Source organism: Brevibacillus halotolerans (assembly GCF_026891775.1).
Taxonomy (GTDB): Bacteria; Bacillota; Bacilli; order Brevibacillales; family Brevibacillaceae; genus Brevibacillus_B; species Brevibacillus_B halotolerans.
This window is the reverse complement of the sequence record NZ_JAPTNK010000016.1, coordinates 53,740-68,122: the sequence shown is the minus strand read 5'-3', so window position 1 is coordinate 68,122 and position 14,383 is coordinate 53,740. Positions and strand designations below refer to the sequence as shown.

At 41.9% G+C, this 14,383-nt stretch carries 14 protein-coding genes and 1 other annotated feature; of the genes, 3 read left to right on the top strand and 11 right to left on the bottom strand.

Going from position 1 to position 14,383, the window contains the following annotated elements; translation table 11 throughout:
* Nucleotides 1–260 precede the first annotated feature (260 nt).
* The 3 genes from asnB (at nucleotide 261) to comER (ending at nucleotide 4,243) form a co-directional block, all read left to right on the top strand.
* The gene (asnB, locus tag O0550_RS18280; RefSeq protein WP_003343116.1) at nucleotides 261–2,186 is read left to right on the top strand and encodes an asparagine synthase (glutamine-hydrolyzing); all 1,926 of its coding nucleotides are present in this window, start codon (nucleotides 261–263) and stop codon (nucleotides 2,184–2,186) included.
* Between the two features lie 101 nt (nucleotides 2,187–2,287).
* Nucleotides 2,288–3,100 carry a ComEA family DNA-binding protein gene (locus O0550_RS18275; RefSeq protein ID WP_258427004.1) on the top strand — a complete coding sequence of 271 codons (813 nt, stop codon included), beginning with the start codon at nucleotides 2,288–2,290 and terminating at the stop codon, nucleotides 3,098–3,100.
* Between the two features lie 318 nt (nucleotides 3,101–3,418).
* On the top strand, nucleotides 3,419–4,243 hold the full coding sequence (gene comER / locus O0550_RS18270; RefSeq protein WP_258427003.1) for a late competence protein ComER: 825 nt from the start codon (nucleotides 3,419–3,421) through the stop codon (nucleotides 4,241–4,243).
* Between the two features lie 299 nt (nucleotides 4,244–4,542).
* Here comER and leuS read toward each other — a convergent pair whose 3' ends face one another.
* The 11 genes from leuS to dinB all read right to left on the bottom strand — a co-directional run bounded on the left by leuS (nucleotide 4,543) and on the right by dinB (nucleotide 14,345).
* Nucleotides 4,543–7,008, bottom strand: a complete 2,466-nt coding sequence (gene leuS / locus O0550_RS18265; RefSeq protein WP_174888181.1) for a leucine--tRNA ligase — start codon at nucleotides 7,006–7,008, stop codon at nucleotides 4,543–4,545.
* A 156-nt stretch (nucleotides 7,009–7,164) separates the two neighbouring features.
* Nucleotides 7,165–7,423: a binding site (T-box leader), on the bottom strand.
* Nucleotides 7,424–7,462: 39 nt separating this feature from the next.
* Complete coding sequence (locus tag O0550_RS18260; RefSeq protein ID WP_258427002.1) at nucleotides 7,463–8,206, bottom strand: class I SAM-dependent DNA methyltransferase; 744 nt, start codon at nucleotides 8,204–8,206, stop codon at nucleotides 7,463–7,465.
* Between the two features lie 9 nt (nucleotides 8,207–8,215).
* Nucleotides 8,216–8,566, bottom strand: a complete 351-nt coding sequence (gene rsfS, locus O0550_RS18255) for a ribosome silencing factor (RefSeq protein ID WP_003338264.1) — start codon at nucleotides 8,564–8,566, stop codon at nucleotides 8,216–8,218.
* Nucleotides 8,567–8,577: 11 nt separating this feature from the next.
* The gene (yqeK, locus tag O0550_RS18250; protein WP_003338265.1) at nucleotides 8,578–9,147 is read right to left on the bottom strand and encodes a bis(5'-nucleosyl)-tetraphosphatase (symmetrical) YqeK; all 570 of its coding nucleotides are present in this window, start codon (nucleotides 9,145–9,147) and stop codon (nucleotides 8,578–8,580) included.
* Nucleotides 9,128–9,718, bottom strand: a complete 591-nt coding sequence (locus O0550_RS18245; protein WP_035318768.1) for a nicotinate-nucleotide adenylyltransferase — start codon at nucleotides 9,716–9,718, stop codon at nucleotides 9,128–9,130. Before O0550_RS18245 ends, yqeK begins: the two co-directional genes overlap by 20 nt.
* A gap of 16 nt (nucleotides 9,719–9,734) precedes the next feature.
* A complete protein-coding gene (gene yhbY, locus O0550_RS18240; RefSeq protein ID WP_003338267.1) occupies nucleotides 9,735–10,025 on the bottom strand; it encodes a ribosome assembly RNA-binding protein YhbY in 291 nt (96 codons plus the stop codon).
* A complete protein-coding gene (locus O0550_RS18235) occupies nucleotides 10,026–10,880 on the bottom strand; it encodes a shikimate dehydrogenase (protein WP_258427039.1) in 855 nt (284 codons plus the stop codon).
* Between the two features lie 86 nt (nucleotides 10,881–10,966).
* Nucleotides 10,967–12,106: a ribosome biogenesis GTPase YqeH gene (gene yqeH, locus O0550_RS18230; protein ID WP_121473696.1), complete on the bottom strand. Its 1,140-nt coding sequence runs from the start codon at nucleotides 12,104–12,106 to the stop codon at nucleotides 10,967–10,969.
* Nucleotides 12,085–12,612 (bottom strand): YqeG family HAD IIIA-type phosphatase, encoded by a 528-nt coding sequence (locus tag O0550_RS18225; RefSeq protein WP_003338270.1) that lies wholly within the window; start codon nucleotides 12,610–12,612, stop codon nucleotides 12,085–12,087. The genes yqeH and O0550_RS18225 overlap by 22 nt, the downstream gene beginning before the upstream one ends.
* Nucleotides 12,613–12,922: 310 nt before the next feature.
* Nucleotides 12,923–13,276, bottom strand: coding sequence for a thiol-disulfide oxidoreductase DCC family protein (locus O0550_RS18215; protein ID WP_258427001.1), 354 nt, complete (start codon nucleotides 13,274–13,276; stop codon nucleotides 12,923–12,925).
* A 1-nt stretch (nucleotide 13,277) separates the two neighbouring features.
* Complete coding sequence (dinB, locus tag O0550_RS18210; protein ID WP_258427000.1) at nucleotides 13,278–14,345, bottom strand: DNA polymerase IV; 1,068 nt, start codon at nucleotides 14,343–14,345, stop codon at nucleotides 13,278–13,280.
* Nucleotides 14,346–14,383 lie beyond the last annotated feature (38 nt).

Here is a 14,383-nt window from a genome sequence, read left to right as displayed (position 1 = left end):
GATGTCGACATAGGTTCTCTTTCGCACAAGAGGACCTCTTATTTGTTTATCAATAAGATACAAAAGGCTAACCGAATCGAGCAAGAGAACTGACTTGTAGGCGAAACGAAAAAACATTTTACGCTCACCGTTTATATTTTGTTGTCCACTCGCCCTGCTATAATCGAGTCAACTGTCGCATTGCGCTTGCTTGGAATCCATGTTAGATTAAGATAGTGTATTTTCAGGGGACCACCCTGTGAGAGGAAGAGTCTAAGAGAATGTGTGGAATTGTTTCGTTCTTCAATAAGCATCAAGCACCTGCACAACTAGAAACGATAAAAGCAATGACCGACGTGATTTTGCACCGCGGTCCTGACGACGATGGTTTCCATGTAGAAGATAATATTGCATTAGGCTTCCGCCGTCTTAGCATTATTGACGTTGCTGGCGGTCATCAGCCTTTGTTTAATGAAACAAAAGATATCTGGATTATCGGTAACGGGGAAGTTTATAACTACAAAGAACTACAGACATGGCTAAAGGAACAAGGTCACGTGTTCCAGACCGATTCAGATATTGAGACCATTCTTCACTTGTATGAAGAGGTTGGCTTTGATGCACCGAAAAAACTTCGCGGTATGTTTGGTTTCACTATTTATGATAGCCGTAAACGTCTACTGTTTGGAGCGCGTGATCATTTTGGAATTAAACCGCTCTACTATACGGAAACGGCCGATTCAATTGCTGTAGCTAGTGAAATTAAGAGCTTGCTTGAACTGCCAGGCGTGCATCGAGCAGTCAATCAACAAGGATTTTATCATTATCTAACCTTTCAATATGTCCCTGATCCTGAGACAATGTATGAAGGAATATATCGCATCCCTCCAGGTCATTTCTTTATCATTCAAGATGATAAGCTGACACTTGAACAATATTGGGATGTTCACTTTGAACCGGATGAAAGTAAGCCATTCTCATATTTTGTAGAAGGTACCCGCTCTATTTTGCTAGATTCTGTAGATAAACACAGAGTTAGCGAGGTTTCTCGCGGTGCATTTTTATCCAGTGGTGTAGACTCCAGTAGCATCGTAGGCATGTTACGTAAGTTTGAACCAGTTAAAACCTTTTCAATTGGCTCTGATATCCCGGGATACAGCGAGCTCGATTACGCGCGCCGTACAGCAGAATATCTAGGTACAGAGCATCACGAAGTCACCATGAATGCAGAGCGATATTTACAGGAATTGCCTCGTCTCATCTGGCATCAGGACGAACCAGTTGCTGATCCATCAGCTATTCTCCTATATTTCGTAGCAGAAATGGCTAGCGAGCACGTTACAGTTGTTCTTTCTGGTGAAGGGGCGGATGAATTCTTTGGCGGATACAACATCTATCGTGAGCCTCACTCTCTTCGGATGTTTAAGCATATGCCAGCTTGGATGAAATCCTCCATGCGCGGTGTTGCTGAACATTTGCCAGATAGCATGAAAGGGAAAAACTTCTTGATTCGCGGCTCTAAAACAGTTGAGGAGCGTTTCTTTGGAAATGCCATGATCTTCAGTGAAGAGATCAAGGAAAAAGTAGTGATGGAGAATATTAAACATGCTGGTCATTACAAATCTCCACTAGATATCACGCAAAAAATTTATCAGCGAGTCCAAGGCTATGACGATGTAACCAAAATGCAGTATTTGGATATCCATACTTGGCTTCGCGGCAACATTTTGATGAAAGCTGACAAAATGACAATGGCAAACTCTCTGGAGTTGCGTGTACCGTTTATTGATCCAAAGGTATTTGAATTCGCAGCAACTATTCCGACCAAGTACAAGATTGCAGAAGGTACAACCAAGCATGTTTTAAGGGAAGCAATGAAGGATTTTTTGCCTCCTGAAATCAAGACTCGCCCTAAGCTTGGGTTCCCAGTTCCAACCCGTCATTGGTTGAAGAATGAATTCTACAAATGGGCGAAAGAATTGATTTTTGAAGCGAAAGTAGATCATTTAATTAATAAAGCTTATGTGTTGTACATGCTTGATGAGCACAAGGAAGGTCACGGTGATTATAGTCGTAAGATCTGGACCATTTTAATCTTTATGCTATGGCATCAGATTTTTATCGAGCAGAAATATTCCTTCCAGCCTTATGTAAGTCCTGCTGTTCAAATTCGCAAGCAAAACAACGCTTCAAGCATAGCAAGATAGTAATCTGTAAAACCTTTCAATCTAAGTGATTGAAAGGTTTTTTTGCACTCGCCTCTATCTTTTTATACGATGTCTTTAAAGATGTGATGGAGGGATAAACCATGGTTATGGAATTGTGGGATCGTTATCGAAAATGGATTTTTGTGAGTGCTGCCCTTTTATTTATTGGACTTAGCTTCTGGATATACCCCGCCGCTGAATCCACCACTATGTCCGGACTTACTCCTGTTGCCTTCGCGGAAAAGGAAAGCACTGCTACGACCGAATTGCAAACAACTCAGCTTGCAGATTTCGAACAAAAAAATGCTACTGTGAACACTTATACAGGCTCAGATAAAAATAATGATTCTAAAGAAAAGCCCCTTTCTGATACTAGAGCTTCTGTATCCGTAGATTCCTCCCTTTCTAAAGATGAGCCAATAAGCAATATGAATCATTCCTCTTATATTGATGTAAAGGGAGCTGTCACACATCCGGGCTTATATTCTTTTGACTCAAATGAGCGAGTCATGCATGTGATTCAAAAAGCTGGTGGTTTCTTAGCACAGGCCGATCAGAAGCGAGTTAATCTGGCACAAAAGCTAACAGATGGAATGGTTTTATATGTTCCTACCTTGCAAGAGTCAGCTACTTCTTTGCCTAACCAGTTTACTAATTCATCCCTTCACCCTAGCTTGCCAATTCAAAGCAGTTTGCCATCTTCTTCATCCCAAGCTTCTGATACTAAAATCAATATTAAAACCGCTACATTGGAGCAACTTATGAAATTACCAGGTATCGGGAAAACCCGAGCAGAGGATATCATTGCCTATCGCGATAAGAAGGGTTTTACTAAATTAGAAGATTTGATGAAAATTTCTGGTATAGGTAAGAAAACCTTTGAAAAAATAAAAAAAATTGCAATCTGTGAATAAATGAACCCAAAAATTTAGATATATGTATTAGATGGGACGGGGCTCATGAAGAAATAAGCCTCTAGTGAGTATCCCCAAAAATTTTTCTAAGCGAGTAGATTAAGAACGACAATTTATCAGCTTCGTAAGCTCATTTTCCCGGGGAATAAAGATATTTTTGTTATTTTATTAGATAGGTTTGTTATGGAAATAAAAACGTTACTCTCTCTAAAAAACATGAACCCCTCCTTCAGCACATAAGATGTAAAGACCTCTTTTTAGAACGAAAAATAGCATGACTTGTACCGTTCTTTACAAAAAAAATATGGAGGGATTATCATGCAACTTGGGTTTATTGGAACTGGAAGTATGGGGGGCATGCTCATACAATCTTTTATTCGATCTCAGGCTGTGTTACCCGACCAAATTAGAGCCTATAATCGAACCCCAGGAAAATTGGCACTTCTACAAGAACAATTTCCAGAATTGCAAATCGCTATGAGCAATGTTGACGTCGTTACAAATAGCGATCTGATTTTTTTATGTGTCAAACCAAAAGAATATCGATCAGCATTAGCTGAATTCGCATCTGCTCTTTCCAGCGAACAGGTCTTGGTTACAATTACAAGTCCCATAGTAGTAGAAGACCTGGAAAAATTTGTGCCTTGTCAGGTCATACGTGCAGTTCCAAGTATCACTAATCAAGCTTTGAGTGGACTCATCTTGCTCGAATACGGTCGTTCTGCCACAGATGAGTCAAAGGATCGTTTACTCCACCTTCTATCACATATCGGCCTCCCCTTGGAAATTCAAGCTCCATTTTTACGAATCTCGGCAGATATCGCTAGTTGTGGACCTGCCTTTCTCAGCTATACACTGCAACAAATAATTCGGTCTGCGGAAGAAGAAACTGGTCTACCCCACGAAACAGCCGTTCATTTGACAACCCAAATGCTAATTGGAGTAGCTGAATTATTAAAACAAGGACATTTTACCCTACCAGAGCTACAGGCGCGTGTCTGCGTACCAGGAGGAATTACCGGAGAAGGGCTACGAATTTTACAAGGTTCCCTACCTGGGGTATTTCATCATGTATTCCGCATCACACAAAAGAAATTTGAAGAGGATCAACGAGAACTGAAGGAACAGCTGGAAAGTTGGTAGTCAGTATTGGAAAGAATCATGAAAGAAAGATTTTATAGACATGGCTGTTTTAACCTATTACGTTCATCCTTACGCCAATAGCATGGGGCTTTATTATGTGGCAGATGATTTATTGACCTCGATTATTCACCTAAAATTCAATATGACTTATATGAACTACTTATTCCATGTACATAGGTAACATATAGGAGAATAAAAGAGTGTCAACAATTCGCAAAAGAAAAAAGCCCCCCTCCTATAGCTAATTTCTAGCATCAGGAGAAGAGGCTGTCTTTTTTACACGAATACGAAACAGATGATTAACCTACTACAATATTAACCAGCTTACCTGGGACAGCAATTACCTTACGAACGGTTTTACCGTCAATAAGTGCAATTCCTTTTTCATGAGCAAGTACATGCTTCTCTAGCTCATCTTTGCTAAGTCCGTTAGCGACTACCAGCTTGTCACGTACTTTACCATTGATTTGGATTACGATTTCTACTTCATCCAGCACCAATGCTTTAGGATCAAATGTTGGCCATTCCTGCATGTGTACGCTACTTGTCTTACCGAGCAATTGTTGCCACATTTCCTCAGAGATATGTGGTGCGATTGGTGCAAGCAGAATGATAAGAGTCTCCATGGCAAAAGCAAAGGTACCGCGGTCTGATTCTGCTGGGTAGCTGTACATCTTATTAACTAGCTCCATAATCGTACTGATCGCTGTATTAAAGGTATAACGTTCACCAATATCTTCTGTTACCTTCTTAATCGTATGATGCGTAGTACGGTACAAATCTTTGGCTGCATCATCATTCGCAGCTACTTGATAAGGAGCTTGGAATAATTCTTGATTGCTCTCTATCAAACGCCATACACGATTCAAGAAACGGAAGCTTCCTTCTACTCCAGTATCTGTCCAGTCTAGATCGCGTTCAGGTGGAGCCGCAAACAGAATAAACAAACGAACCGTATCCGCTCCATACTTCTCAATCATCTCGTCTGGGCTTACCACATTGCCTTTTGATTTAGACATTTTAGCCCCGTCTTTTAATACCATTCCTTGTGTTAACAAGCTACGGAATGGTTCATCGAAGGACAGCATGCCTGCATCATGTAGCACTTTGGTAAAGAATCGAGAATACAACAAGTGCAGGATTGCGTGCTCAATACCGCCAATGTATTCATCGACTTGCATCCACTTGTCTGCGTTCTCTTTAGAGAAAGGCAGTTCCTTGTTGCTTGCATCAGTATATCGTAAATAATACCAAGAAGAATCGATGAAGGTATCCATTGTATCCGTCTCGCGTTTTGCTACTCCACCACATGTTGGGCACGTGGTTTTCATGAATTCCTCAGAGCTAGTCAATGGATTCCGTTTTCCATCGATAACTACATCTTCTGGTAATAACACAGGCAGTTGTTCTTTTGGTACTGGTACTACGCCACAGCTATCGCAATAAATGATTGGAATTGGCGCGCCCCAATAGCGTTGTCGAGAAACCAGCCAGTCGCGAAGACGATAAGTGGTAGACAATCCACCTTTACCTTGCTGTTCAAGGACATCAGCAATCGCTTTAATCGCTTCACGGTTTGGCATTCCATCAAATTGAGCAGAGTTTATTAAGGTGCCGTCTTCTGTATAAGGCGCATCGATACCAATTTCCTCAGCTAGAATTTCTGGATTTTCCGGATTAATAACTACTTTAATCGCTAAATCATACTTTTTCGCGAATGCAAAATCACGTTCATCATGGGCTGGCACACCCATTACAGCGCCTGTACCGTAATCAAGCAGTACATAGTTGGCTACCCAGATCGGTACTTGCTCTCCTGTTAGAGGATGCTTCGCGTATGCTCCTGTGAACAAGCCAACTTTTTCAGCATCAGTCGCTGTACGAGTAATGTCGCTTTCTTTCTTCATTTCTTCGACAAAAGCAAGAACAGAAGCTTCTTGTTCTTTACCAGCGATCAATTTTGGTACTAATGGATGTTCCGGTGCCAATACCATATAACTTACGCCATAAAGCGTGTCAGGACGAGTTGTAAATACTTTTACCTGCTCATCATTAAGCTCTGGAATTGTGAAAGTAACATTAGCTCCTTCGCTTTTCCCAATCCAGTTCTTTTGCATCGTACGTACTTTTTCCGGCCAACCAGACAATTTGTCTAAATCCGTCAACAGACGTTCTGCATAATCAGTAATACTAAAGAACCACTGTTCCAAATCCTTCTTCGTTACTTCTGAATCGCAGCGCCAGCATAAGCCATCAATTACCTGCTCATTCGCAAGTACGGTTGAGCATTCTGGGCACCAATTTACAAAAGCACGTTTGCGATATGCAAGACCTTGTTCTAGGAAAGTTAAAAATAGCCATTGCGTCCATTTATAATAATCTGGGGAGCAAGTCGCCACTTCACGACTCCAGTCAATACTTACACCCAGACGGTTTAATTGCATTTTCATAAAATCAATATTTTCATATGTCCATTTAGCTGGCTGTGCTCCAAATTTAACTGCAGCATTCTCAGCCGGCAAACCAAATGCATCCCAGCCCATTGGGTGCAATACTTGAAAACCGCTCATACGCTTCAAACGAGCAATAACATCCCCGATTGAATATACACGCATATGGCCCATGTGCAAACGCCCAGATGGATACGGAAATTGCTCAAGGCAGTAAAATTTAGGCTTAGAGGAATCCTCCACCGTTTTGTTTGTTTTTTGTTCGTTCCATTTTTTCTGCCATTTGACTTCCAGCTCTTGTGGATTATACGGCATAGACATTTGCTACATCCTCCTTCTACTCTTTCACAAATCCTTCTTACATTAATAACATGTTTAAAAGGTTACCCGCGTCTCATGATTAGCAGATAAAAAACCGTCTAGCTTCTAAGACACACAAAAAACCTCACATCTCTAACAGCCGAAAAAGCTGCTAGGGACGAGAGGTTGTTTTTCTTCTCGCGGTACCACCCTAGTTAGCAAAGCAACTGTTTAACATGATGAAATGTTCCCCAGTGCCCTACTCCCTTCCTTTTCCGTAACGTGGACAGACGCTTTTGCCTACACAACGAAAGTCTTCAGCAAAAAAGCAATGAGGGGAGTTCCAAAAAGAATCGGGTTGACTCGCACCTACCGTCAACTCTCTTATGCCGGATCTAGCTTTTGTACTAGGCCTCATTTTCGCTTTGTTCATATATGAATCGATTATAGTCGTTTTTACCGGAACATGTCAATCATGAGGACGTTTGGCTGAAAAAAATAGCCGTTCACTTTCAGCAACAGGAGGAAGATTCACAAAATCAGCAGTTAGCTTAATTTCTTCAAAGCCAGCCTCTCGTAGCCACAAAATAATCTCTGTTGGCTGATAAGCTCTTTGGTATTGTGTTTCTTCCCGTTTTTGATAGCATCCATTTTCTACCCGAATAAAGAAAGTAAGATCATGCTCTACTTCCATTCGCTCTTCATCCGTATAGCATTGCCAGATGTAATTGATCTCTTCATCTACATGCGTAAATGTGTTATTTCCAAAAAAGGTGAGAATTTTATAAGGACTATGTACATCAAAAAGGAAAGTTCCACCTGGTTTTAGATGCTGGTACACACGCTGAAACGTAGCTTGCACAGCTTCCTTTTCCGTAATATAGCTAAGGCAATCACAGAAGGAAATAACCGAATCAGCCGGGCTGACAGAGAGCTCTGTCATATCTTGTTCAACCCAATTAATATCAACATGTGCTGTCTTCATTTTTTCGTAGGCAATTGCAAGCATCTCTGGCGATAAGTCAACACCGGTTACCTGATAGCCTTTTTGGGCCAGAGGAATGGCAATACTGCCTGTACCACATCCCAAGTCAAGAATTGTCTGTGGCTTACCGTGTAGCTGCCAATAATCCTCCGCCCAAACCAGCCAATCCTGATAAGGCGTATCCGCCATCAACGCATCGTAGACTGTAGCTAAATGCGTATATGACATAGCCTTTTCCTACACTTCTACAGTGACGCGAGGTGCATCAGACCATAGTTTTTCAAGATTATAGAAGTCGCGTTCTTCTTTATGGAAAACGTGAACAACTACATCTCCACAGTCAACTAATACCCAACGACCTTGTTCTTCCCCTTCAATACCACGAATATTATACCCATTTTTATGCACCTGATCACGAATTTCACGAACAATCGCCTGTACTTGACGCTCATTGTTACCGTGACAAATGATAAAACGGTCTGCCATAACTGAGATGGTGTGGATGTCAAGCACCACAATATTTTCTGCTTTTTTATCTTCACACGCTTTATATGCTAGTTGAAGTAATTGATTGTCTAATTGTACCATGAAAGGCCTCCTCATTCTATTACAAGATCGTTATAAGCAAGCAAAGTGAGCGGATATACCCGCTGTTTTTTTTCAATTAAAAACCGTATTGTTCCTCCGAGCGCAAGTGCTAACGCCTGATTCAAATCTTGCTCTGCTAGGCACCTAATGTCCTCTACACCAGGATAATTGCGATTGGGTTCAATGTAATCAGCCAGACAAACAACCTTCTCCAGCAAGGACATGTTCTCACGGCCTGTCGTATGATAACGAATCGCTTGCAGTATCTCAGCATCCTGTATCTGTAGCTCCTGTTGTACCACAATCGCTCCTACAAAAGAATGCCATAATTCTTTATCCCCTGAGAGCAGATCCTGAGGTAAATCATAACGAAGAAGATAATCTCGTAGCCGCGAAATCTCCCAGCATTTGCAGTAATCATGCAGCAGTCCCGCTAACTCAGCTTTGATCGGATCTGCTCCGTAGCGAATGGCCAGCTTTTTGGCTGATTCTGCGACACCTAAGGTATGCTGGTAACGCTTTTCATGCATTTGAGCTCTAACCTGCTTAAGCAAGGCTTCTCTATGTTGGATCTGCTCCATATAACCCGCTCTCCTTTATATAGCATTCCACCGCTGAAGGAACAAGATAGCGAATACTTTTTCCAATCTGGATCTGTTCGCGGACATACGTAGAAGAAAGGTCCCAAAGCGGAATCTCGATAAAATCCACATAGGTTGTCCATCTTGAAGGTTGTGGTGCGAAGTGAGGACGATGAAATCCAATAAAACGTACCAGCTTTACCAACTCTTCTATGGCATGCCACTGTGGTAGCATCTCTACCATGTCCCCTCCAATAATAAATGAGAACTCGTAAGTAGGATGTAATGTAACTAATTGTTGCATCGTGTCAACAGTGTAAGAAGGACCTTCTCGATCCAGCTCTACCGTCGTAATTTGAAACTGCGGATGATTACGTATTGCTAATCGTACCATTTCTACTCGGTGAATAGCGTTTGCTACACTTTTTTTCTGTTGTTTATGGGGCGGAACATGAGCAGGCATAAACCAAATCTCATCAAGTTTTGCCTGCTCTCTCGCCTGCTCGGCAATTAATAAATGTGCATTATGAATTGGATCAAATGTGCCACCCATTATCCCAATACGTTTCATATGCTTTCTTTAATCCCTATGGTAGCACGATCGTTTTATTTTCTTTTGACTCTTTGTACAAAACAACGGTATGACCGATTAATTGTACCATTTCCGCACCTGCTCCAGTTGCCAAATCTTCTGCCACTGCATGCTTGTCATCCATATTATTTTGCAAAATGGATACTTTAATAAGCTCGCGTACCTCTAGAGCCTCTTGAATCTGCTTTACCATATTTTCATTTACTCCGCCCTTCCCTACTTGAAAAATAGGCGTAAGGTGGTGAGCCATAGAGCGCAAATAACGTTTTTGTTTACCAGTTAGCATTTAATTTCCTCCTTGTTGCAAATGCTGCAACACAATTTCTCTCATTTTGTCAGTAGGCGCCGCTTCACCTGTCCACAGTTCGTAAGCCAGCGCCCCTTGATTTATAAACATGCCAAGACCTGAGTGATGGGTTGCTCCGATTTCTTTGGCACACTGTAACAATTGTGTTTCTAATGGGTTATAGATTAAATCGCTTACGATTAAATCAGGCCGTAAGCATTTTCTATCTACAGGCATTTCATGAATATGAGGGTACATTCCAATAGAAGTCGTATTGATTAAAAGGGTGCTGTCTTGAATCGCTAGCTCCGCTTGAGCAAATGAATATACACGTATAGGGATTTGAGACCCTAGAGCCAGTGCCAATAATTCTGCACGCTCAAGTGAGCGATTCACAATCCGAATTTCTTTTACTCCACGTTCTACCAATGTACATGCAACTGCGCGAGCGGCACCACCAGCACCTAATAGCGTAACAGTCTGCCCTGTTAAATCAATCCCTGTTTCTTCTAATAACGAGCGAACATACCCTGTTCCATCCGTATTATATCCAATCAGGGTGCCATCTTCATTTACAATAGTATTAACGGCTCCAATCCGTTCTGCCAAGGGATCAATTTTATCCAAATACGGAATAACGGCTACCTTATGCGGTATGGTGACGTTAGCGCCTCGCATGCCTAAAGCACGAATAGCCTCGACCGCTTCTTTAATCTGATCATCATTAACTTCGAAAGCTGCATAAGCAAATGGCAATTGTTTTTGTTCAAAAGCCGTATTATGCATCACTGGAGATAAGGAATGTCCTACAGGACGTCCAAACAGCCCAACCATTGTCGTTTTACTATGTAACAGGAAGACCCCTCCCCCAAGTAAAGTTAGAAAAGCCCCTCCGCAAAGAAGGGGCTTGCTTGTTGTTCAAGTGATCGACACAGACTTGATTAAATTAAGCCTTTTCGTAATCCGACACTTACACCCTTTGGCACATGTACTTCTACGACCCCTTTTACTTTTCCCTGAAGCGCAATCCAGCCAAGCCCAGCAATAACAATATCAGTTGGTCCATTTGTATCAATTTTTAGCGTATAGCGGGTAAATGGCAATAACGCTTTAGCCGCTTCTCCTGAAGGTGGGGCAAGCATCTCCCCATGATGCTTCTCCAGCACTTCTTCCGCATTATCTAATTTTGTACGGTGAATGTACAGGTCATTAGCCAAATAGCAAGCAAATGGCTGACGTTCTCCCCTTACATAGTCAACGCGAGCCAATCCACCGAAGAACAACGTCTGTTTATCGTTTAATTGGAAGACGCGCGGATTAATCCGTGATTTCGGAGTAAGTTTGCGTAAATCCTCAGGTGACACAAGATGACCAATCTGATCACGATTAATAATACCAGGTGTATCAAATATAGAACGTCCATCCTCTAGAGGAATTTCGATCTTATCTAAGGTAGTTCCTGGGAAAGGCGATGTGGTGATTTCCATGTCCGCTGCACCGTAATCGTGTAAAATCCGATTAATCAGCGTGGATTTACCAACATTCGTTACCCCTACAATATAAACATCGCGTCCTTTGCGGAATTCACCAATCCGAGCAAGCAGCTCATCAATCCCTGTTCCTTTTTCCGCACTCACGAGAACCACTTCATTCGGCTTTAAACCACGTTCTTTCGCTTCATGCTGAATCCAGTTTTTCACACGATTAAGATTAATATTGCGCGGTAATAAATCTACTTTATTTCCGACCAACAAGATTGGATTTTGTCCAACAAAGCGTGGCAATCCCCGTAGCCAGGAACCTTGGAAATCAAATAAATCAACTACCATAACCACTAAGCATTTTGTGGAACCAATTCCATTTAAAATACGGAGAAAATCATCATCATGCATTTCTACAGGCGCTACTTCATTATAGTGTTTAATGCGAAAACAACGCTGACAAATCACTACTTCACGCTTCAATGCAGAAGCTGGTGCATAGCCTGGCTTCGCTTTATTTTCTGTCTGTATTTCAACTCCACAGCCCGCACAGCTAACTGGGCCCTCGAAGTCCTGATTTACTTCTTGTTGTTGTACCACGAAATCATTCCTTTCTTGCTCATCCAGTGCAGGGCAAGTCGTTCCATTTTCCGGTTAAATCGCGTAAAAAAACCATCCGAATTTTTAACTGGAACAACCAAAATGGTATGAAACCCTAAAAGGTTGCCGCCCAGCACATCTGTAAACAATTGATCTCCAATAACGACTGTCTCCTCAATGCGAACATTCATAATTTCAATCGCACGTTTAAACGCCTGATTGGTAGGCTTTCGCGCAGCTGGAATATAGTGGCATTGTAAGGGTTCACAAAAGTGTAAAACCCTTGCCTTATTATTATTGGATACAACCGTCACTTGAATTCCTGCTTCATCCAAACGCTTAAACCAATTCATTACTTCTGGAGTAGCATCAGGTGTATCCCATCCAACTAACGTGTTATCCAAATCAGTGATTACCGCTTTGATGTTACGTTTTCGGAGTTCATCTATATTAATGGAAAAGATGGATTCCACATACTCATTTGGGGTTAACTTCTGTAAAAGCAAATGCCGTACCTCCCGCTCACCGTTCACTGGTCTTGCATGCACCACGAACGAGATATCGGGACTAACTATACCATATTTGGAAGGCTTGTTGCAAAACAAAATCAAATCTGCTATAAAGAAAGGTTCTCTTTTTCAATTAATTTGCAAACCCGCTCTGTTGGCCGCCAACAATCAAAACGATAAGAAGGCTTCGTCTCATACCCGAGCCTTCCACAGGAGTACGTGGTTTTATCACCCTGACCGCCCTTGTGCACACAAAAATGCTGACATGTCGCACAGCAATGAAACCGATTCGTATCAGCCATCTCGTTTATTCCTCTGTTCTTCCAAACCAATGATATCGATTTCGGGCAACCCAAGCATATGCTTTTTCACCAAAATAAGCAGCACCGGGCAAATAAAAGAACGGGGATAACCAGCAAAAATAAGTAAGGGCAAGCAATTGTCTCACTGCATAAAATGCTCGTAGACGTTCTCCTGAGGGAAGAAGGACCTCCATTGCTTCTCCGCATGCTTTATCCTGTAAATCACAAGCAGGCGCATCCTCGTAATGACGCCACTCTATCTGATGCTTTTTCCCGGGTAACAATAAACTAGTTAGCCGTTCACGAATAAAGCAGCACATCTTGCAATGCTCATCATAATAAACAATAGTCTTACTCATGTTACATTCCTTCTTTCCAAGCGGGGAGTGAAAAAATACTAAGCTGTTCAAATCTTTCCTTCTGTTCCTCTTCCCGCAGAAAATTAGAAAAGCCGACACCAATCAATCTAACACCGCTTGAGAAATCAAATTCGTCCAATAAAAATTCTAACCATTCCTCCCAGGATGTTCCTGACATTACTTTACGCTGTTTGCTTTTTGTTGTGAAGTCAGTAAATCTTACTTTCAGCGTGAGGGTTTGAGGATGTACCCCCTCCTGCTCCGCTTCTTCTTTTATATGAGCAAGTAATTCACGGGCAATTTCAGCGATTCGGTCACGCTCCTGCAAATCGTACACTAGGGTGGTTTCGCGGCTAATGGATTTAACAGGGCGATCCATTTCAATTTCTCGTTGATCAATTCCGCGTGCACGCCCGTATAGCGCATGTCCCCACTTGCCAAATAGTTGAACCATTTCCTCTACAGACAGTTCCCACAAATCTCGAACTGACTCAATCCCCTTTTTAGATAAAACCTCCTGCGATTTTTTACCTACACCATGTAAAACACTAATTGGTAACGGAGCCAGAACATCCAAAGCATTTTCCGCACGGATAATGACAAAAGCATCTGGTTTTTTCAAATCACTGGCGATTTTGGCTAGAGACATATTGTAGGATAACCCGATACTACAGGTAAGACCCGTTTCTTGTTTAATACGTCTTTTCAACTCTTTGGCAATGGGAACTGCGTTTTCGTAATGGGACACATCTAAGTAAGCTTCATCTAGTCCGATGGGCTGATACAATTCCGCATACTCGGTATAAATCCGTCTAATTTCCTCGGATTTTTCATGATAACGAGCGAAGCGACATGGAACAAAAATACCCTGTGGACATTTTTTTCGTGCAAGAGCAACTGGCATAGCAGAACGCACACCAAACGAACGTGCCTCGTAGCTGCAGGTAGCTACTACGCCCCGATTGCCGGTGCCTCCCACAATGACAGGCTGATTCCGCCATTCTGGATGATCCAGTTGTTCTACGCTAGCATAAAATGCATCGATGTCCACATGAATAAATTTTTTCATAGCCGCTTCACCCAAACATATATTCTCATCCGAATCTA

Coding starts and splice junctions, on each gene's coding strand:
- O0550_RS18260 (WP_258427002.1), bottom strand. CDS start 8,206: ATGTCATATACGCATTTAGCTACAGTCTACGATGCGTTGATGGCGGAT.
- rsfS (WP_003338264.1), bottom strand. CDS start 8,566: ATGGTACAATTAGACAATCAATTACTTCAACTAGCATATAAAGCGTGT.
- yqeK (WP_003338265.1), bottom strand. CDS start 9,147: ATGGAGCAGATCCAACATAGAGAAGCCTTGCTTAAGCAGGTTAGAGCT.
- yhbY (WP_003338267.1), bottom strand. CDS start 10,025: ATGCTAACTGGTAAACAAAAACGTTATTTGCGCTCTATGGCTCACCAC.
- asnB (WP_003343116.1), top strand. CDS start 261: ATGTGTGGAATTGTTTCGTTCTTCAATAAGCATCAAGCACCTGCACAA.
- comER (WP_258427003.1), top strand. CDS start 3,419: ATGCAACTTGGGTTTATTGGAACTGGAAGTATGGGGGGCATGCTCATA.
- dinB (WP_258427000.1), bottom strand. CDS start 14,345: ATGAAAAAATTTATTCATGTGGACATCGATGCATTTTATGCTAGCGTA.
- O0550_RS18215 (WP_258427001.1), bottom strand. CDS start 13,276: ATGAGTAAGACTATTGTTTATTATGATGAGCATTGCAAGATGTGCTGC.
- leuS (WP_174888181.1), bottom strand. CDS start 7,008: ATGCCGTATAATCCACAAGAGCTGGAAGTCAAATGGCAGAAAAAATGG.
- O0550_RS18275 (WP_258427004.1), top strand. CDS start 2,288: ATGGTTATGGAATTGTGGGATCGTTATCGAAAATGGATTTTTGTGAGT.
- O0550_RS18245 (WP_035318768.1), bottom strand. CDS start 9,718: ATGAAACGTATTGGGATAATGGGTGGCACATTTGATCCAATTCATAAT.